Here is a 19,845-nt window from a genome sequence, read left to right on the forward strand (position 1 = left end):
GTGAACCAAGGGGGCGCTGAGCAGGTGTCTGCGTAATGTATCGATCAGCGGAGCGACACGCTCGCCTGCTTGCACCATCCAGCGGGCCAAGGTGTTGCGGGGAATCGCCGCGCCATGGCGGGCAAAATCTGGCTCTGCCGATACAGTGGCAAGGCATCTTGGTACTTGGCGGTGGCGACATAGGCCAGCAGCGTGGCGCTGGCATTGCTCTTGGGCAACAGCTTGGCCAGCGCTGGGGCGACCTTGACGCCCTCTTCGCACAGTGGGCAGGCATATTTACGTCGCACATGACGGATCACCTCGATCCGGGCAGGCACCACATGCAGCTCTTCGCTGACCTCTTCACCGATGACCTTTAGCGGGGTGCCGTCATCGTGGCAGTGCCGCACATCGTCGGGCAGTTCATGGATGACCTCAACGCGCGGAAGTTCTGGCGGTAGTGCAACACGCCCGCCGCGCGCGCGACGCTTAGCAGGCGTCGCGGTGTCGATCGTCGCGTCATCAGCGGTGGTGATGCTCTCCGATGCATCGCTGCCTTCCTCGTCCACCGCCACTTCCGCTTCATTGATCAGAAGATCCCGCTGGTCGACACGATACTTCTCGGTGGAGGGGCCGAACTGACGCTCCAGGGCAAGCCGGAACTGTTCAAACAGTGATTGCTTGGTGGCCTCCCACTGCGCCTCCTTTTTCACCATCAAGCGGTGAAGCTGCGCGATCTCTTCCTGCTGCGCCTGAACTTGGCGTTGTAGTTGAGAGACGGCATTTGAGGGAGCGGCAGCGTTTTTCATGCTCTCCATTTTACCAAAACGCTGACCAAACTGTAGTCCAAAAGCTAACCAACGCGCTGAAAATCCAACGCTTTGTGAGGCTTCATCGCTTTTAAGTCAACGCCATCCAGCAGCCAGTTAAGCTCTTGACCAGTTAACATCACGGTCTCACCCTTCAGGTGCATTGGCCATTTAAATCGCTCACGTTCCAAGCGCTTGTACCACACCACAAAGCCGTTACGTTCCCAGAACAGCAGCTTCACTTTATCTCGCTGACGATTACCGAACACGAACAGCGCTTGATCAAACGGGTTCAAGGCCATGGCTTCCTGTACCAGCAGCGCCAAGCCATCGATTTGCTTACGCATATCCACGGGCTCTCGGCACAGGTATACCTTTAGATCAGTGCCTGGACGAATCATGCAACAACCTCCACCGCGACAAACCGGGCGGGACGACAACGCGGTGGCACGGGAAACCCCTGAACGAGTAACCGTTTTTCCCACGCCATCAGGTCGGCTAACGTCACGGCTTGCGCTTTGGCATACGCACTTAACGGCATCTGTAACGCGGCAGCATAAGACAGGTGGCCTAACCAAAACGCTTGAGTGGAATTGAGTTCGCGGCTCATGATGATCTCCAAAGCAAAAGAGACCCCCAGTGTGATCAGCCAATGTTAACCTGGGTAGATGGGTTTTATGGCGCGCTTACATCGGTGCGTGGGTCTTTAAGCATAGGCTTGCCGATCTCGGCAAACGCCAGCACATCGAGAAACGCGCAGACGTTCTTACCGTCTGCGGCTTGGGGAGTATACGGGGCATAGGGACACCTGCTGTCTCACGACAGTAGAAAGTAAAAGGCCCCGCCAGAGTCTGGCAGGGCCTATAAGGTGAATACTGCTTTTAGCTAAATTCAGTGTTGTGGCATCGGGGGCAAGGCGGCAACGTATCCGAGTGATCGTCTAACGTGACTCTTTCGCCGCAGCTCTTGCAGGTGTAAGTGCCTTTGCCTGGTTTCTCGCCGGTAGTTGGCATAAATGCTCCTTTGTTTTATGGCGTGAGAATCCTCTTAGAGGAATTATCAGCGTAGAGCACTTAATGAAAATTAACCAGCACACTCATAGCAAGACGCCCCTGCTCAAAGCCAGGGCAAAAAATTGGATAGTGGTAATATAGTAGTACGAATTGATGCAGCATTCAAGAATTACAGCAATCGTTCACCTTCAACGACGTCAAAAGAATTTGAAGATCGCTTCATCTGAACTACTTCGACTCCTCTTTCATAACATTTTTTTAAAACTTCATTTTTGAGCTGATCACTAGCATTGCAACCAACGAGAACTCTATTGAGCTTAAGACCGTTTAACTTTCTACTGTCTCTTTTCCCAAAACTCACGTAGCGCCACTCACCCTCATATTCCCAGGCATCCCCTTTAACTAGAGCACTGCCCATTGCTGCCGAAAATAAAACTTGACTACTATCTGTCCATGATTTTCTCACCAGATGAGTCACATCAACTGGGCCTTGCCTATACGAAACAGGTAGAAAAAGACCATTATCAATTGATGAATATGGGAACTCATATTCAAGACAAAAGCCTTGATGTGATTTAGCATAATGCGCCCACATCAGGTAGTTCCTTTTATTCGTTGCAAAAGAGCAAATCAGAGCAGCCCCCCTTAAACTATTCTCCAATATCTCTTCTAACCTTAAAGACACAGCCTCACATTGCTTTGAGATGTGGTCAAAATATTTTTCAAAAGGTTTCTGACTTTTTGCCCTACTAAAAAGCTGCTTATCTGCTCTTTCGCCGTGCACATCCAATTTATCTTTTCCAGCTAAAACTTTCAACGCCTCTCTGAAGCCGGAGTTCATGTTCTTATTTAAATAATCATTTAAACCGGGAATTATTGCAGCATCTTTATCAAAAAAAATCCGCGCATCAAAAGGATCATTATAATCATTTGGATATGATAAGTGTTCATATCCTTCTTGCAATGCAATCAAATCACCTTTATGCCCCGACCTGTAGCGATAGATGCATTCAGGACGATTTGCAACTACTAAAGATGCTAAATTATAGAATGATATGCATCCGTCCTCAAAAACTCCAGTGCTTTTTAATACTTCCTCCCTCCAATCAACATTAACCACGCCTTACCCCCAATCTTTAAACGTTTTATGCAACTTTATTTAAAATAGCAGATAATGGCGCTAGTGCTAGCCATTCCCAATGATCTAAAATTGACAATATATCTTCCCAAACATCTCCCCAAGTAACTCGATCATCTCTTGTCCAGAACCTTACCTTAATCTCAGCACCCAAGTATTCATTAAACCATTTCTTAACTATTTTTGGCGAGTGTAGTCCAGGGCGTGAGTACGGCCATGTCACCTCACTATGATGGTAAAGTGCAGCCATACATAGGTAGCGAAGGGTCTCAAGCTGCTGGGCAGTTGGCTTGCCCTTGCCCTGCCCTGGTAGCTTCACACCGTTATGAATCATTTGCTGGTACAGCGCTATCTCGACGGTCTCCCGCCCACTCAACCTTGGTAAACGGCCCAAAGCAATAACGGGCCAACGCTGCCAAGTGCGCTGGCTGGTTCTCAACGGCACTAATAACCGCGCCCGCTTCCAGCCCATTCACAATTCGCCAGTCATTGTTGTTGCGCTGAGTTGCCTGGACCTGCGTGCCCATCCGCGCTATCTCCTGCGCATATGCCATGACACTGCCCCGCTGCTCGTGATACGCCTCAAAGATCATCTGTTGTGCTGAGATATATCGCATCACTTCCCCCTACCGTTGCGTTTTCTTTCATCAACGACTTGATCCCATACGCTTTTCACCTTATTCAGCTCACCCCGTACGGCATCGTTTTACGCAGCAGCAAAGCAGGCAAACAAGCTGTGATCCCCTGGGATGATGAGCTGAGGCGTTTAGTGCAGGAGATAAAGGCCGACAACCTAGGCCGTGGCAAGCAAGGCTCAACGCTGTTCTGCAAGCGGGACGGCCTGCCTTACAACAAGGATAAGTTTCACAGCCGTTGGCAGTACGGGATGCGTAAGGCGATGCATGAGGGCCACATCGAACGGTTTACCGAGCATGACCTACGCGCAAAGCACGCAACCGATGCAGATGACCAAGGCTATGACGCCATGACCAATTTGCAGCACAGCGACCGGCGAACGACTGAGGTTTATCTACGTGCTAAGCGAGTGTTGACGGTAAGCACGCTGGGAGCCGGAGAGTTCTTAGAAGATTAGACATTAGTCTATTGTGCACTGGTCTGGCTGAAGCAGTATAACGGTAGGTGTTCCCCTCGTTATACTTTCACCTTTTTTCGTGCCTAGAAACGAGAAAAGGGAACCAGCTAAGTAGCTGATTCCCTTCAAATAGTGGCGGAGGGACAGTCCGCATACTCAAGGTCTAACGCCACCCAATACAATGCAATAAACAAATGATTAATATACAAATTAACCTGAAATCCGTCCAAACACATCCATGCAAGCACTACCTAAAACCGATCTTTAGTATGGGCTGGAGTATGGGCTGGAATATGGTACGCTACAAATCTAAATAGGGATGGATAGGCGACCATGGGTAAACTCACTGCTAAAGGCGTTCAAAAGCTTGTTCGGGAATCAAAACCAGGGCTCACCAACGATGGTGACGGGTTGTATCTAAAAATCGGCAAAGGTGGTGGGGCTAGCTGGATATACCGCTTCCGATGGAATGGCAAGCTACGTGACATGGGTCTTGGTAGTTACGCTGAGGCTTCGCTATCAGAGGCACGCGAATCAGCCGCCGAAAACCGAAAACATGTCAAGCAAGGCATCGACCCGCTGGCTGCTCGAGAACAGAAGAGTGAAAAAGAAGCCGCGCCTGTAACGTTTACCCACTGCGCGGCACGTTATATCCAATCGCACCGCCACAGCTGGCGGAATGCTAAACATGCGCGTCAATGGGTAAGCACTCTTAAAACCTATGTGCGGCCGGTGATTGGCAATCAGCCGATTGAAGATGTCACCACCCAAGATATCTTAAAAATATTAACGCCGATTTGGGCAGTTAAAAACGAGACAGCAAAGCGGGTACAGGGGCGCATCGAAAACATATTGGACTTTGCAGCGGCGCATGAGTATCGCGATCCGGTTAACCCTGCCCGCTGGCGTGGCCATCTCGACAAACTCCTAGCCAAGCCGTCACGAGTTCAAAAGGTGAATCACCACCCTGCTATGCCTTATGACCAGGTAGCGACATTTATAAGCTCGGTTCAGCTCTACAACAGCATGTCATCAAAAGCGCTACTATTTTTGATACTGACTGCCACACGTACCTCAGAGGTGCTCAACGCTGAATGGCATGAGATCGACATTGGAAAAGCTACGTGGCAAATTCCAGCCGAACGGATGAAGACGAACCGAGAGCACCGTGTGCCCTTATCTGAGCAGGCAATGAGTCTATTGCTGAGCCTCCCTAGAGTGAAAGGCAATAACCATATTTTCCCAGGCATGAAAGCTGGACGACCACTATCCAATATGTCACTTCTGCAATTTATGCGCGGTCTTGGTTATGGCCCAAGCGGCGAAAAAGGCAACTATGTTCCACATGGTTTTCGCTCAAGTTTTCGCGACTGGACTGGCGAGGTCACCAGCTATCCGCGTGATGTTGCTGAAATGGCCTTAGCGCATGCCATCGAAAATAAGGTGGAAGCCGCCTATCGGCGTGGTGACCTATTCGAAAAACGCAGAGCAATGATGCAGGAATGGGCAGCTTACCTACTTACATAAACTAATCGGCACAATTGATCCTAATATTCCAACTGTAAAATAGGCTTTGGTAATGAATATATAATTGGGCAAACGGTTATCTCCTCATCTATTACTTCTTCAGCGATAACTAGCCAGAGGTTTTGTCGCACAAGGGGGAACGCCTTTATATTCGAACACCTCTTTTCTCTAATCAAGGAAAACACCTCGCTGCCCTACATAATACGCTTACCAAGAAAAGATATGTGCTAGGCATTGAATGGAATATTTTGAATTATTTCCCTTGGTACCGGATGTCATTCTTCGCAGCTGATCAGTATTAACTCCAACGGACCTTTATATATTTAGTCACTGCCCTCCAGTGGATGACCTTCAGGATAAGGGGCGACCTGAGCCATTGGTGTACCTGTACTCTCCCGAAGTCTATCGCCACAATGCAACTCTTCGCCAATGGTAAGCATAGTACTACTTAAGCTAGTCCCTAAAAAAATCGTTCCTCGGACTGTATGAACAAGTGGCTCTAAGCTGGGAGGCTCTTCCTCCGAGCAGCTCCAGATGTAATACGGCTCGCCGGTATCTGGGGCTGGTAAGTCTGGTAGGAGTGTATTAGCGTTGCCAACTCCTCCATCAAGCTGAGCCTGCGTAAGGTTTTTGACGCCACGAAGATCTGCATCTCGCAAAATCGTCCACTTCAATTTTGCACTATCGAAATCGCCCCCCTCCAACTTTGCTAACGTAAGATTTGCTCCTTCCAGCTGCGAGCTTTGGAGGTTCGCCCCCTCCAAATGCGCTCCCATGAGGTTTACCCAATTTAGCTTCGAACGAAAGAAGTTCGCATTCTCAAGCAGCGACAAGGAAAGGTCTCCACCATTCAATCTCGCCAACGTGAAGTTCGCCCCTTCCATCCATGCATTATGGAGAGTAACCCCCTCCATCCTCGCAGACCAAAAGGTGGCACCTTCCAATCGTGCGAAGCTCAAATCTGCATTATTTAACTGTGCGTGAGAGAGATCGGCCCCTTCTAATTTAGCAGAAATAAGTATCGCGCCCTGCAATCGCGCCAATTCGAGACTCGCATTTACAAGTGAAGCCTCTGGAGCATAAGCGTCCCGCAGGTCCCGACCAATCAGGTCAAGATTAGGCAAGCTAGCAAGCATTGCGGAGCGTTCATCAGTCCATTCCTTTTCAAAACGCTCGTTAAGAACGTCGAAACTTGCCAAACAGACGTCAACAGGGACGTCGAGGAAATTCCCGCACCAACTTTCTCGCTCTGCCTGAAGCGTGACCGAAGGAGTGCGGTCTACCGAAGGAAAATGTCCACAAACCGCCATACTTAGTCCTTCTCGCCTGCACCAATCTTCTCGAAAGAAATCCCTGGTGGTCTCACGTGATCGCCAAGATTCGGGCAACACTACCAATTCAACCCCGAAGAGATCAGCCTGGGCAAGCATAAATGTATCGAGTTTCGAGGTCCCAACCCATTTCTCCTGAATGAACTGAGGTGATTGCCAATCACCACTGGAATCCAAGTTACTGTAAAAAAAACTTATCTCAAATTTATGCTCAATAAAGTCAATAGTTCGATTTATATAGTAAGTAAAACCTCCCTCAGTGCGCAGCCAGCTAAAGGCAATAATGAAGACTACAGCTACTAATCCTGCCCAAAGGCGAACGCCTACGCGCCACGGGTTTGGCCAGGGGCGGCGGTAAGTGCGGTGGGCTGCGCTGCGGGCGGCCCACCAACTGGAAAGGCCAGCGTAGCTAGCTATAAGCAGGCTAAGGGCAAGAAAGAGCGTTAGCCGCTCATCATGCGCGGACATAGAACGCCACCAAAAGCCAGCCAACACCATTGGTGGTGTAATCCAAACAAGCAAAAGGCTAGAAAAATTTGAGAGAATGTTCAGCGGTCGGTCGCTGGCGGAGCCACCGGCACGAATCGTCAGAAAGAGATTATTAACAAGCCAGGGATGGATACGGTCGCCGAGAGCTTCGCCGTCGATTCTCGCTGGAGCGACGGCGAGTGTGTCGAAAAGCTTAATTAGATGGATATGCTGATAAATGTAGAGGGCCGCACCCAATGGTGGGGCAAACACGAAGAAGGAAAAAGTAGGTATAGCAATGCCCACCAGCGGCAGCTCGGTTTGACGGGCTGGAACGAAAAAATCAGCGTCTTGGACAGCTAGCAGGGTGATGCCAACATAGCCCAGGTATGCGAGTAGCGCCAAACAAGTGTTGCGGGCCAACACAGAGAGCTCGTTAATGCGGGCGATTTTTTGTTGTTCTCGCTCTGTCATTAGGGCTTCCGTGACGATCTGTGCAGAGAAGTGTAGATCAAAAATTACTGGGGGGTGCAGTAGCTTTTAGATGAATGAAGAGCAGGAGGTAGCTCATATGGTAATTTAATTTAGATATATTTCATTTTTTGAGCTGAGCAATACATGTCAACCAAGCATCAAATCTAGGGCAGCCAGCTCTTGCTTCATCTAAGGCACCTTCTAAAGCCACTGGCCCATGGAATTTTTTATCATAATGTGGAGCAATAGCTTTTATACGCCGAGATGGGCAGGTTTCGTATCCATCGTTGACTAGCTCAGCACCGCCGCTTTGACCAACTATGCTACGGAGCTTAGCGCTGAGCCCATCGACGCCAATGACTTCTTCAGCATAGTCGGGCGCTGCAAGAACGAGTGCTTCAAATTCGTACTGCTGAACATAGGGGGTAAATCGGTGACGTTTATCCTCGGGCACAAGGCCATTGATAGCATCCTCTAGAGCGTAAACGTCACCCGGCGGGCGTTTATGAAAACCATAAAAGTCATAAAACGTTGTTACATGATCAAACATAGCCATCAACTTGCTGAGCTCTTTATCGATGCGCTCAAGTGACACACGTCCGCGCATATCAATAGGGCTAGCAAACACTTGATTTTGGGCTAATACCGGTGCCAAAACACGTGTTACAAACTCTCGCTCAGTCGCTCCCTCAACGCTAATGCCTAGTCGAATCACGCGGGGGTCCCTCCCAGCAGATTTTTCTCCCATAAGTCACCCAAGCGATAGTCCTCCAGCCATGCTTCTAAGGAGACCGTATCTAGCCGCTTAAAAGTAGAGCGATTTTCTCGGTGCTCAACAACGACGACATCGGCAGCGCTGAACTCATTGGCCAACGAGACGGATTGAGTAGATATGATGATCTGAGTGGATTGGCTAACCAACCGGAGCATCGAGCCTAGTAGCTGTATGGCATAGGGATGCAGGCCCAACTCAGGTTCATCCAGCAATATCAAAGAAGGCAGAGTCGGCTGTAGCAGCAATGTGGCCATGCAGATAAAACGCAGAGTTCCATCGGAAAGCGCATGAGCGTCAAAGTAAGCATCACTGCCTTTGTGTTTCCATCGTAGCCGGATCCTGCTGTCATTGTGCCGCTCAGGCACAAGGATGAAATCGTGAAAAAAAGGCGCGACTCGCTGAATCGTAGCCACGATTCGCTTGTAGATTTCTGGGTTATGATTCTGTACGTCATACAAAAAGGCCGCAAGGTTATCACCCTGTTCACGCAGACGATCACTATCAAGCAATTCACCTGCCTGCTTCATAGGCGCACTGCTGCTAGTGTCATGGAAGTGATAAACCTTCCAGTCGGCTATATGCTTAGCGACCTTTCCTTCTATCGTACCTCTTGGTGATGGCAATGCTGACTCGTCAGCGCCTGGTTTTGCTAGCTCTTTTTTTTTGTCACCACCTGAAAAGCCAATGCTATCGGCGAAGAACTCACAAAACTCTTCCTTAAAAACCAAGCGTCCATCCTGCGAGGGAATTAAGGTTGCGCCATAGCTGTTGGGGTCAAAACGTAAATACGTCGAAAGCGCTGAAGTTTGTTTGCGGCCAAAGTGCAGCAGTGCATCTGCACCACCCTGCTCCGCCACATATAGCTGTAGGTCTTTTTGCAGCAGCTTGTTCATGAAGCGGAAAAAATTGATGAAGTTCGACTTCCCAGCTCCATTGGGGCCAATCAGCACATTCAGCGGTTTAAGCTCTAACGAGGTTGACTCGATAGAGCGAAAACCATTTATTTCTAGGTACGTGAGGTAGCCAACCTGAGCCATTCACTGTGCCCTCCAGCCAATTTGATGTGTAGCCATACCCAACAGTAAGCTTCGATCTGAGCGGGACAGATACGCTCAGCTCCCTTTAAATCATAGTTTTATCATACGCTAGAAATGATTTTCCGGCTGCCGACCAGCCAACAGATTTAAGATAATCAGCTCAAACTGCCTGGTTGTTATTTTATTAACCAGTTGCGAGATTGCTTCTTTCTTTAAAAAATCACGGATAAATGCAAGCTCAGGACAGGTGAATATTTCTTATAGTTCGAATGCCTATAGCAGCTCTTTGCCGATCAAACGTGTATCGAAGTCGACACATTGTGTCTGCTATTGCTGATGGCATGCACTCAGAAAATTTCAGCTCTTGGATAAATTTGGCATCCAGCGGCACTTGCAATCTCCTGGTGCCTTCGGCATTCAACAACTGTCGGATACGATGATGTAACCTAGAAGTGTCCAATACCTTACTGAGCGATATTGCTAGGTTATCAAAGCTAACTTTTTCGGCCAGGTCACCCAGTGCATCGGCCATTGCAGCGTTGAAGATAGCGCCAGAAAATGTCCACCAAGTTGCATTTCGGTCGCTGTCGATCAGAACCGTGGTCTGTTCAGACTCCAGCCAGCCAAACTCTTCTCGGAGCTGTTCAAGCATTGTCTCGGCCCGCTTAGAATACCCATTGGGAATCTCTGTAGAAAGTAACTCGCATTCAATCCCCTGGCAGAGGGCGAAGTGCATAGGAAGGCCAGATCCAAGCCACTGCGAGCGCCCCCTAAGCTCTGTAGGCTCTACAAAGGCCCGACGCCTCGGCCAGTCAACATAAGTAGTAGACCAGCTCCTACCCCCGAGGGTCAGCAGAACCGGACTACCTGACTCACCCACGGCAAAAGTCAGTTCGTGTACCTCGCCCAGTTCCTGCTTTCCATGAAAAACCTTCACCATAGGTGGTGTCGTAAAAACCGAAACCAGCTCCATAAAATGCCGGAAGCCGAAAGTTCGCTCCCCACGCTTTCCAATACCCATTAAGCCGCTGTCACTGTGCAGAATACCTGTCTCCAACATATAGTTGAGGACTGCTTTCCGCTGTTGAGGATCAATCTGCTGGAAACCAGACATCTTGCCAATCCAGTGTTCAATATCCACCTCAATGATGCCCCGCTCCTGTAAGCAAAGCGCCATAATCTGCTGGGCATATATGTGCAGAGGCAAAGCTGGAGGTTCAACGGGCTCCACGAAACCTGAACGCCAAAGGGAAAGTAATCCCATGCTTCTTAGGAAGGCGTCTTCGGTAGTGGCCAGGAACAGGCAGTTACGAATCGCTTCAGCTCTACGCCCAGTGCGGCCAATGCGCTGTAGAAAGGAGCTGACGCTAAAAGGAGCATCGACCTGAATTACTCTGTCTAAATCGCCTACATCGATACCTAGTTCCAAAGTACTTGTTGCTACGATGACACAGTCACTTCCCTCGGCAAATGCCGTCTCAGCGGCTTTGCGCTCCTCTAAGCTCAGACTACTGTGAGAGACGAAGGTGCTAACATTCAGTCCACGTAATTCCATAGCCAGCAGTTCTACTCTAGAGCGGCTATCTACGAACACCAGTCTCTTCTCACCTCTATGCAAGCGTGATACGACGATGGCAGCATTCTTTAGCGAGCCTACCCAGTCCAGTTGAACATCTGAAGAAGCTGAGCTCTCTGCAGGTGGATTGATAACGCTACGATTAGCCTTGCAGCTTCCTGCCAACCAATCACATAGTGCCACAGGATTACCAACAGTCGCAGAAAGCCCAAGCCGTTGAACCTCATGGCCAGCCAGACACTGGATACGTTCAACGAGTGAAAGTAAATGCCAACCGCGGTCATCACCTGCAAAGGCATGTACCTCGTCCACAATGACGCTGCGTACCCGTCCAAGCATCCAACTGTGGTCGATTCGCGAAGATACTAATATAGCCTCAAGTGACTCCGGCGTAGTTAGCAGGATATCGGGAGGAGCAGCGATGATCTTCGCCTTGCGCGAGGCACTAATATCTCCATGCCAGAGCGCCACATTGCGACCAAGCAAGCCAGCGAAGTACTCAAGGCGTGGCAGCAGATTGTTGAGTAGAGCCTTGATAGGACAAAGGTAAAGGACGCTGATACCGTCCCAATTTTCAGTCAACATCCTTGAAAGAACCGGAAAGCATGCCGCTTCGGTCTTACCGCCTGCCGTAGGAGCCAATAGGATGGCATGCTCACCTCGCAACACCGGTTCGATAGTAGCTTCCTGTAGAGGACGTAGACGCGGCCACCCTAGGCTATTGACGATATGGTGTTGTAGAGCAGGATGCAGAAGCTCGAAGGCACTCATAGATCCAGCTCAATATCATCCGTTGATTCCGCGCCTCGGGCAGCACGCTCGACAGACGACAGCTCTGTATCGGAAATCGTCAGAGCGTAATGCTGGCGTGGATTGAAATCCTCGAACTGGTCTATGCGATCCAGCACCTCCCCAACCAGCTTCTTCAGGAAGATCCTTGGTGCGATACCAATCTTCCCTCCCAAATCACCGGTTACCGCCGCTGCTAAGCTGGCTATGTAATCGTCGTCTGCACGGCTGTGAATACGCTCAGGTACTTCACTGTTTGCAGCATAAAGGTCGCGAACCTTGCAGCCCACTTCCTGGAGTAATTCAGTGTCGAACCCCTTCAGTCGTATCTGTACGGCACGGGGGTTGTCGAAGCGGGCATTAGTCGTAAAGTCTACCGCCAGCCGCTGAGCAAGAGGCGGCAGGCGCTGCACTCCCATGGGGCCCTCGAAGAACGCTGTAGTACCTGTCATTACCAAGTAGAGCCCGGGAAAGCGCCCACTGTCGATCTCATCCATCAGTTGGCGGAGTGCATTGAGGCTCTTGTCACGCACATCTCCTCTCATCCGCTGCAGCGTCTCGACCTCATCCAACACCAGTAGCAACCCGGGATGTCCAGAATCTTTGAGGATGGTAAGGATTCCCTGCAGGAAACTTAGGGCACCGAAATGGTCGATATCCCCCTTGATCCGTGCATAACGTTTGACCGCAGCCGCGATGTTGGGTTGACCTGCCATCCAAGCAAGTAGCCCATCGGCAATCTCCTCCTCTCCCTCAAGTAGGGCCTTTCGGTAGGCACGCAGGGTTAGGCAGAAGGCAGGGGCGGAGCGAACGACCTCCCCCAGCCGCTGTTCCATAAGCCGGTCAGTGGCCTCAACCAGCGCTTCCACGTCATTAGGATCAATCGACTGCTGGGACAACACGTCCTCTTCAAGAGTATAGAACCAGGACTCTATGATGCTGCGGAATGCTCCAGTGGGTGAATCCGCCGTGGTCAGCCGCTCCATTAGCCGCCGATATACAGTTTCCAAACGATGTAGCGGCGTCTCTGTCTCAGAGATCTGTACCTCAGCACACGCAAAGCCAAGACTGTGGGCGCGCTCCCGCAACCAGCGGCTGACGAAAGTTTTACCACTTCCATATTCACCACGAATTGACTTGAAGACGGCGCTGCCACGAGCAACTTTATTTAGTTCATCGTCAAACGCCTGATCAAGGTGACTTAATCCTACCGCCAGGACATCCAGGCCATATTGCGGCACTGTACCTCGACGTAAAGCATCGATAATGTCCTGACTGCGCTGGCGGCTGATACTCACAACTTACTCCTTAGAGCTCAAACTGGAGTTTAAGGGATTCTTTGTCCAACACCACGGTTCGACTTTCTCTGTCTGTTTTAAGTACTGGGTAGCCATCCACATTAAGGATCTTTTGCACTGCGGAAAGGAAACCACGCAGGCGAATGCTTGGGATCGCAAGGTGTTTCGCAACTTGGGTCTCCATGGCACTGCCTTTTCCCTGCTCCAGCAACTCCAGCAAACTGCGTATCTGCACATTAGTCACCGGCACTCGGCCTGCACGCTGGAATGTTTGTTCAAAGACCGATGATGCAAACAAATCATCAATCCAAGTACGCGCTTGCACTGCTTCTATGTCCTCCACGTCTGGAGCGGTCTCTGCTGGCTGTGTTTCTGCAAATAGATCCGGCATAGATGGATCGGACTCTGTGGATTTGCTTGACCTACGTGATGCCTTTGCAGGCTTTATAGGTGAATCTGTCACAGCTTCTGACACCGAACGACCTTCCTCTTCACCTTGCCACCAAGTTGGTAAACGCCGCGGCAACTCGCTCCACCCCGGCATGCCCGCGGGGTCGCTCGCACTGATGTAGATACCGAGCGGGATCACCACCTCTTGCAGGCTGCCTCCGCCGTGATAACCACGATTGCGGCCCTTGGTGTAGCGCAGCTTTTCTGACCAGGGCACCACAGCACGATTGGATGTAGTCAAGACACGTGGGCCGCTGACCTCTACCTCTTTCTCACTTGGTACAGCCCCCTCTACGCGATAGCGCTCACCGTTGAGTGTCTCAAAGTGTGTCTGGGAAAATTGAGTATCATGATCCAACACATGGCCATGGTCACTGGTGATGACTACTGCTCGCCCACCCTCACGGGCCGCTTCTAACACCTGGCGAAGCATGGGAAGAGTAGAACGTAGGTTCCAATGCACCACCACCTGGGAACTACTGGAGAGTTGATCATCAATAGCATTGATCACCACACCCACTAGCTTATGCTCAGTACCTGCAATACGTGCTCTGGCTTCAAGAGCCAGGCCTCCGCTCCCCGGTTGTTGAATGTCCTGCTTGTGCAGCAGCACCGGAGGGGAGCGCGTAGACAATCGTTGCCGCAACTTGCTGTTACCAGCGAATGCTTGCTTTTCCTGGGCCGAATTGCCTCTTCCCAAAGCACCGGAAAGTAACGAGCAGCGGCTGTACTCAGTGGCTGAAGGCAGCGCGGAGACTAGACATCGAGGTGGCGGATCTGCTTTTTCGCTGACCTCAATCCACCCATAGGCGGTTAGATCTTCTTGTAGCTCTCGGTAGACCGCCTCACTCATTCCATCCAACACTAGCAGCAGTGTTGGTTTCTTTTCGTCTAAAAGTGGCGACACTACCATCTCTAGAGCCCGCTCTACATGTACTAGGTCATGTGGCAAGGCATCTCCACGGCCAATGGCTGGCAGATGACGAGCAAAGCCGCGATTCTGCTGCTCCCGAAGTTGATTGACCGCGTCGGAAAGTGCGGCGTAGACACGCGCCAAGGTTTCATGGTCTTCACCAGACCAGAGTTGAGTACGTGCCCAGTCGACAAAGCTTCCATCGCTGATGTACTCGTTGAGCATCTGGGAGATGGTTCCATTCACTGAGGGCGATCCTTGGCCCAGCCAACGCAGCAGCCGGAGCGCCATCTCGGCACGACGCATCTGATCATGCCACTGTGTCTCATGGAAAAGAATATGAGCTTGGAGGTGCTGCCACGACTGTTCGACTTGCATCACCTGTTGTATCTCCCCCCCCTTCTCTAATGCCTTTTCAAGTGTGATTGAAAAGGTATTCAGGCGCTGCGTTAACGCACCCGGCAATACTGGCGAGATCCATAGGGCTGGCATAAAGTCGAGGCTAGCCAGAATCTGCTCAGCTTGGCTTAGGCTTGCTCTAACCCTTTTATGCCCTTGTTGGCGCAGCAGCGACTGTGCAGTATCCAGCGCCTCGCTTCCGAACGTCTTGAGTACATCCGGGGAGAATTTCCTGCCATCCAGGTAGCGTTCGATGAACCGCCCGCGACCTGAATAGATCATCTGCAGCGACATATCTTCGACGTCTTCCAGCTCACTCGAGTACATGATGCTACAGGCCAAACCTACTGCCAGCAGATCATGCGCATGGCCCAGACGGAGTAGCGTTTCTAGCACCTCACCCAAACGCGGCAATTCCGGGGTTAGCCACTCATCCAGATGATCACGAACGATCTCTGGCATCGTCTCGATAAGTCGTTCAGCATTATCTTTTAGCGACCAGAGTAATAGCGTAGAAAGCTCTGGCTTCAACTCCTTGTAGTCCAGATAAACCCAGGCCAAGGCCTGCCAGGCCGTCTCCCTGTCCAACACTTCGCCAAAAACAATGTGGCCCTGAAAACGATCAAAACTCTCCAGCAGCGCTTCGGCCATCCATCGATGGTGACGCGTCAGCCTTGGATCGATTGATTGCACCCGAGCTAGCTGTTCTAAGGTTCGCCATGGGCTGATTCGCTGCGGCTCGTTCTTCCAAAGACGAGCCAGCACATCCTTGCCTAGCAGGCTTTGGTCTAGATTAGCCAGAATCACCAACTTCTCAGTACTCTTCTGTACTGGATCCTCATGGATGACCAGCGCTTCGCGCATAGCCAGTTCGGAAGCACACCAGACGAGCTTGACAACCTGAGACCCAAAAAGCCGAGTTTGTACCTCTGGCTGCAGTGGGTCACGCCATAGCAGCGCCACCCTGTCCGCATCGGGGTCACGCTGCAAAATGGCCTGAAGCTGGTTGTATACCGCCCCCGGCAGGGTATCGGTATGTCGAGTGAGACGCGTCGTAGACATCAGGCATCCCGTCCTTCACGGGTCAAAATGGTAAAGTCGAAATCCAGTATCTGATCATCCGTCATCTCTGCCTCAAGCTCGACAAATAGCTGTATAGCTTGCTCGCGGGTCAATTCTCGGCGCTGATCCCTTCGTACCACGCGGTTAGTTCCGCCTGTTTTAGTGTTACCTCCACTGCTGATCGATGCCGGCGGATCAATCACGGAGGGCCTAGGTGCAATCAGCGCAGTGGCATCCCGCTGAGCTTGATCAAGCACCTGAGAGATCGGCTTGGCCAGCTCATCAGCCTTGAGCGCTTCGATCACACGCTCTTTTATGGCTTGTGCCTCGGCATTACCTCCCTCCCAGATTTTCTCAAGCAGATCCCAATTGTTGTGCTGGACACGGCTAACTACCTCTCGAGCAGTCTTGAGGCTACGGCCAAGGGACAGATTGGTGCTAGGGGCCTGACTGCTGGCTAGAGCCACAACGAGCGCTGTGCCTTCCAGCTCACGGATATCGTTCATCAGTGACAAGGCGTACTCAGCTGTAGCTAGTCGATTCCCCTGGTCACTAACGCCAAGCTTGGTTAGCCGGTGACGTAGCACATCAACCAGTGCCTCGGCGCTGGGTACATAGGCCTCGGCTTCCTCACGCACTTGTTTCACAAGTTCATTTTGGTGGTTGGCAGTACGCAACTGGCTACGCAGTGTCACGCCGAGAATCGCGCCAGCGTTATCAATAGCATCCTTCCACACTGGAGGTTCAGCCAACTCCAGTTTGCTTAGTACTAAGCTGTCTGGCAAGTCTTTAAGACCCGGCTCATACTCCCTACTATGCAATTGGCAGGCGTAGTGACCATGCTCCATGAATACCAGGATCAATAAATTCTGCACCTCAGTAGGCAGCCCTCTGGGCTCGAGGTAGTCGATGGCAGCACGAAGCTGAACCACACTCAGGGAGGTAATACCCTGTCCCATTTTTGCCAGATTGGTACGCAGCAGGTTGGGCCAAGTATCCTTAAATACAAAATGGCGCTCGTGCATGTTGCCGAGCCCCAGCGGCTCGGCGATCTTTTCCATTAGCCCACGAAACGAACCTTCAACGTCGATGCGTCCATTCGTGGCATGCACAGCACGGCGAATCTCTGCAAGTACTTTGCCCAGATCGTTTACTCGAACCTCGGTCTTGAACTCGGGGTGATCGGGGTATTGAAAACGCAAAGCTTGATCAAGCAGTTGCTCGAATGCCTGACCCAGGTTCACGCCATGCGGCAGGCGCGGCTTAAAGCTCGGCTCTAGCGACATCACCTGCTCGTCAATGGTAACCGAATCATCCAGGCTGCCAGGCACGGGTGTGCTTCCACCGTAAGCACCCAGCAAGCAGTCCTTCAATCGCTGCTGTAATTGGCTTCGCTGGTTTTCAAGCAGGCTGCGGGCCTGCGCTCTATCAACCGGTGTAAGGTGCTTACTGAAGGAGCTAAAGCGATCATCGCTCTTAAGCACATAATCAAGCCTGACCAGGATACCCAGGTCGCGTTGAACCGACTGACTAAGGAAATAGGGTAGCCAGCATAAGGTACGAGTAGTCCTATCAGTCTCCAAGTACTTCTGAACGCGCGCACGGTCATCTGCTGGAGAGTGATTGCCAGTATCGAAGGGAAAGTCGACGATTAGCTTCCAGTCGTCGCCGTTGGCCTCGAAGGTATTAAAATCCTCTATCTCACGGACGTTTTGGAACAGCACCTCAACATGGCGCCAAGTCCCCCGCCAAAGCCAGCGATGCTCAATGAACAGCTGTCCATCATCGTGGATACCGAAGGCCTCGAATACGAGATCCTTGATCATCTTGCGGCGAGAGCCGTCGTTATCGTGAATCTGCGCCTGCTCAAGGATACTCTCAGTATCGACGCCGGCGATCTGAATAGCGATGGTTGGGTTGTTACTGTTATCGGTGATCTTGATCTCACCAACCTGGCCGCCCCAGCGCCGACAGCGTGTCATCACAGCCTGGGCCTCTCGGCCAGGAATCGGTGACTTGATGGTGCCATGATTAAGCGCAGCTAGCTTATTGGAAGTAAGCTGCTTGAAACACTCGACTTCCGGCACCAACGCAGCGAGTAATAAGGTTTTGAGCAGTCGCAGGTCATTGTTGAACGCCCTGGCTATGGCATCTCCTGTAGGCAGCGACTTAAACTCTGCGTAGCTGACTTTGTGTTCGGCTTCCAGAAGGGGGATCAATTTCCGTTCAAACAGTTGCTTGGCGTTATCAAAGTGGGCGCGCATTTGTTCAGAGAAAGGCTCAGCCTCAGAGGCTATAACATCGTAGAGATCACCCACGGGGATCACTCCGCCCAGTTCTAAGTGCTCTCGCTGATCAACTAGCAGCATCAGCATTACCTTCAGCGCCGTCCGCTCGCGCTGCAACGCAGACGAAAGTGCCACAAGAGCTTGAATTAGCGCTGGGCTGAAAGGGTATAGATCACGAAACATTTCTCTGTCGCCCTTGGACGTCAGCAGAATATTGTGGACATCATCGCGCAAGCTCTTATCGATAGCGTCGAAGGAAGCCTGAATTTGCTGCCGGGCTGACTCATCTTTGGGCTTAAGTAAACGCTTCTGTGCAATCACAGGTAAATTGCGGTCTTCCAATGTAATGGTGTGGAAGCGCCCTTCCCAGTACTTTAAAGAGTCGCTTAGCGCTACCTGGCTTGCGCCCACTGCCTGATCACCGACGAACTCACGTAGGTCGCGCTGGCGAGCGATGAAGCTAGCCACGGGCAGCGCTCGAGGCTCACTGGGCTCTACAAGCTTCACCACTTTTTGAATGTTGTTGGCGATGAACTGCTGATCGGAAATATGGCTAGCCAGCCACAAAATCAACTCATCAAGGAACAGCACCACAGCGTCATAGCCAAGCGACTTGGCGTGCTGAGTCATGATGCGCAGGCCCTCATCGAAGTCTACATAACCGACCTTCTCGCCTGTCTGCAGCTCCTCGCTGGTAGCATTAGCCAGGTCTGCCATGGACTGAAAGAAGGTTCCCACCAGCGCAGAGACTAGCGAGGTGTGATCCTCCATGCTGGCTCGCCCCTGTAACACCGCCTCGAAGCTCTGAGGCGTCCAGCGTTCGTCACCCACTTCACCCCAGCCATTGTCTTCTGCCGGACCGGCATCTTCTTGGTTAAGTATTTCGAAGAACTTGTCGTCGCCTAGCTTACTGCGCATGCCCTCTGCATCACGAAATAATCGGTCGCTCAAGTAGAAGCCTGGCTGGGGCGCATCAGGATGGCGCTTCTTGATGTAGCGTACATAGCCACCGAGGATGCCCGCCTCAATGCTGGGCGCCCCGATCATGTGGTAAGGAACTAGCAGTATGTTTTGCTGTTGCAGCCAGTCATCATGCTTATTCACAGCAGGAGCCAACTCTTTAATCGCCCTAGCATCGCTATTGCCTTGAAGCAATAGGTGCATAACTGCCATGAAGTGCGACTTACCACTACCGAAGCTGCCGTGCAGATAGGCGCCCTTTTGTCGGTTCTGACTATCAACCACTGTGCTCTTAATGAAGGCTAGGGCCTCATCGAAGGACTTAGCGAGCTGCGGTGTCACCACATATTGAGCCAGGGTCTGGTGGATCGCATCGCTCTCAAGGCCCTGAGAGAGGTTGAGCACGAAATCACCACGCTGCACCTTCTCGGGAATCTCAATAAGCTCTTTGATTAATGTCATTTGT

The 19,845-nt window shown here is 51.3% G+C and carries 15 protein-coding genes; 2 read left to right on the top strand and 13 right to left on the bottom strand.

Annotated elements, in window-relative coordinates:
* The 6 genes from E0L35_RS26740 to E0L35_RS26745 all read right to left on the bottom strand — a co-directional run.
* The coding region (locus E0L35_RS26740) for a hypothetical protein (protein WP_249362180.1) at positions 1-78 on the bottom strand (78 nt) is incomplete at its 3' end.
* Positions 45-788, bottom strand: a complete 744-nt coding sequence (locus E0L35_RS22945; protein WP_236561339.1) for an IS66 family transposase zinc-finger binding domain-containing protein — start codon at positions 786-788, stop codon at positions 45-47. The genes E0L35_RS22945 and E0L35_RS26740, both read right to left, overlap by 34 nt.
* Before the next feature lie 44 nt (positions 789-832).
* On the bottom strand, positions 833-1,189 hold the full coding sequence (gene tnpB / locus E0L35_RS22950) for an IS66 family insertion sequence element accessory protein TnpB (protein WP_138801519.1): 357 nt from the start codon (positions 1,187-1,189) through the stop codon (positions 833-835).
* A complete protein-coding gene (locus E0L35_RS22955; RefSeq protein ID WP_138801520.1) occupies positions 1,186-1,398 on the bottom strand; it encodes a hypothetical protein in 213 nt (70 codons plus the stop codon). Before E0L35_RS22955 ends, tnpB begins: the two co-directional genes overlap by 4 nt.
* Before the next feature lie 572 nt (positions 1,399-1,970).
* Positions 1,971-2,921, bottom strand: a complete 951-nt coding sequence (locus tag E0L35_RS22965) for a DUF2971 domain-containing protein (RefSeq protein WP_138801522.1) — start codon at positions 2,919-2,921, stop codon at positions 1,971-1,973.
* Positions 2,922-3,262: 341 nt separating this feature from the next.
* A complete protein-coding gene (locus E0L35_RS26745; RefSeq protein WP_236557299.1) occupies positions 3,263-3,466 on the bottom strand; it encodes a hypothetical protein in 204 nt (67 codons plus the stop codon).
* Between the two features lie 71 nt (positions 3,467-3,537).
* On the opposite strand from E0L35_RS26745, the gene E0L35_RS22975 reads away from it, so the two are divergent.
* Together E0L35_RS22975 and E0L35_RS22980 are read left to right on the top strand one after the other, a co-directional pair.
* The gene (locus E0L35_RS22975) at positions 3,538-4,032 is read left to right on the top strand and encodes a tyrosine-type recombinase/integrase (RefSeq protein ID WP_236557300.1); all 495 of its coding nucleotides are present in this window, start codon (positions 3,538-3,540) and stop codon (positions 4,030-4,032) included.
* A 333-nt stretch (positions 4,033-4,365) separates the two neighbouring features.
* The gene (locus E0L35_RS22980; RefSeq protein ID WP_138801523.1) at positions 4,366-5,559 is read left to right on the top strand and encodes an integrase arm-type DNA-binding domain-containing protein; all 1,194 of its coding nucleotides are present in this window, start codon (positions 4,366-4,368) and stop codon (positions 5,557-5,559) included.
* Between the two features lie 323 nt (positions 5,560-5,882).
* Here the strand turns inward: E0L35_RS22980 and E0L35_RS22985 are convergent, their stop codons facing one another.
* The 7 genes from E0L35_RS22985 to E0L35_RS23015 form a co-directional block, all read right to left on the bottom strand.
* Positions 5,883-7,832 (bottom strand): pentapeptide repeat-containing protein, encoded by a 1,950-nt coding sequence (locus E0L35_RS22985; RefSeq protein ID WP_138801524.1) that lies wholly within the window; start codon positions 7,830-7,832, stop codon positions 5,883-5,885.
* A 121-nt stretch (positions 7,833-7,953) separates the two neighbouring features.
* On the bottom strand, positions 7,954-8,547 hold the full coding sequence (locus E0L35_RS22990) for a DUF4276 family protein (RefSeq protein WP_171051221.1): 594 nt from the start codon (positions 8,545-8,547) through the stop codon (positions 7,954-7,956).
* Positions 8,544-9,644 carry an AAA family ATPase gene (locus E0L35_RS22995; RefSeq protein WP_138801526.1) on the bottom strand — a complete coding sequence of 367 codons (1,101 nt, stop codon included), beginning with the start codon at positions 9,642-9,644 and terminating at the stop codon, positions 8,544-8,546. Before E0L35_RS22995 ends, E0L35_RS22990 begins: the two co-directional genes overlap by 4 nt.
* Before the next feature lie 238 nt (positions 9,645-9,882).
* On the bottom strand, positions 9,883-11,991 hold the full coding sequence (locus E0L35_RS23000; RefSeq protein ID WP_138801527.1) for a DEAD/DEAH box helicase: 2,109 nt from the start codon (positions 11,989-11,991) through the stop codon (positions 9,883-9,885).
* Positions 11,988-13,307 (bottom strand): BREX system ATP-binding protein BrxD, encoded by a 1,320-nt coding sequence (gene brxD, locus E0L35_RS23005; RefSeq protein ID WP_138801528.1) that lies wholly within the window; start codon positions 13,305-13,307, stop codon positions 11,988-11,990. The genes E0L35_RS23000 and brxD overlap by 4 nt, the downstream gene beginning before the upstream one ends.
* A 10-nt stretch (positions 13,308-13,317) precedes the next feature.
* On the bottom strand, positions 13,318-16,131 hold the full coding sequence (pglZ, locus tag E0L35_RS23010; RefSeq protein ID WP_138801529.1) for a BREX-2 system phosphatase PglZ: 2,814 nt from the start codon (positions 16,129-16,131) through the stop codon (positions 13,318-13,320).
* The gene (locus E0L35_RS23015; protein ID WP_138801530.1) at positions 16,131-19,841 is read right to left on the bottom strand and encodes a DUF6079 family protein; all 3,711 of its coding nucleotides are present in this window, start codon (positions 19,839-19,841) and stop codon (positions 16,131-16,133) included. Before E0L35_RS23015 ends, pglZ begins: the two co-directional genes overlap by 1 nt.
* Between the last annotated feature and the right edge of the window lie 4 nt (positions 19,842-19,845).

The sequence above is a fragment of the Halomonas sp. ATBC28 genome, assembly GCF_005937175.1.
Lineage (GTDB): Bacteria > Pseudomonadota > Gammaproteobacteria > Pseudomonadales > Halomonadaceae > Vreelandella > Vreelandella titanicae.

Coding starts and splice junctions, on each gene's coding strand:
- E0L35_RS22980 (WP_138801523.1), top strand. CDS start 4,366: ATGGGTAAACTCACTGCTAAAGGCGTTCAAAAGCTTGTTCGGGAATCA.
- E0L35_RS22945 (WP_236561339.1), bottom strand. CDS start 788: ATGAAAAACGCTGCCGCTCCCTCAAATGCCGTCTCTCAACTACAACGC.
- E0L35_RS23015 (WP_138801530.1), bottom strand. CDS start 19,841: ATGACATTAATCAAAGAGCTTATTGAGATTCCCGAGAAGGTGCAGCGT.
- pglZ (WP_138801529.1), bottom strand. CDS start 16,131: ATGTCTACGACGCGTCTCACTCGACATACCGATACCCTGCCGGGGGCG.
- E0L35_RS23000 (WP_138801527.1), bottom strand. CDS start 11,991: ATGAGTGCCTTCGAGCTTCTGCATCCTGCTCTACAACACCATATCGTC.
- E0L35_RS26745 (WP_236557299.1), bottom strand. CDS start 3,466: ATGGGCACGCAGGTCCAGGCAACTCAGCGCAACAACAATGACTGGCGA.
- E0L35_RS22995 (WP_138801526.1), bottom strand. CDS start 9,644: ATGGCTCAGGTTGGCTACCTCACGTACCTAGAAATAAATGGTTTTCGC.
- tnpB (WP_138801519.1), bottom strand. CDS start 1,189: ATGATTCGTCCAGGCACTGATCTAAAGGTATACCTGTGCCGAGAGCCC.
- E0L35_RS22955 (WP_138801520.1), bottom strand. CDS start 1,398: ATGAGCCGCGAACTCAATTCCACTCAAGCGTTTTGGTTAGGCCACCTG.
- E0L35_RS22985 (WP_138801524.1), bottom strand. CDS start 7,832: ATGACAGAGCGAGAACAACAAAAAATCGCCCGCATTAACGAGCTCTCT.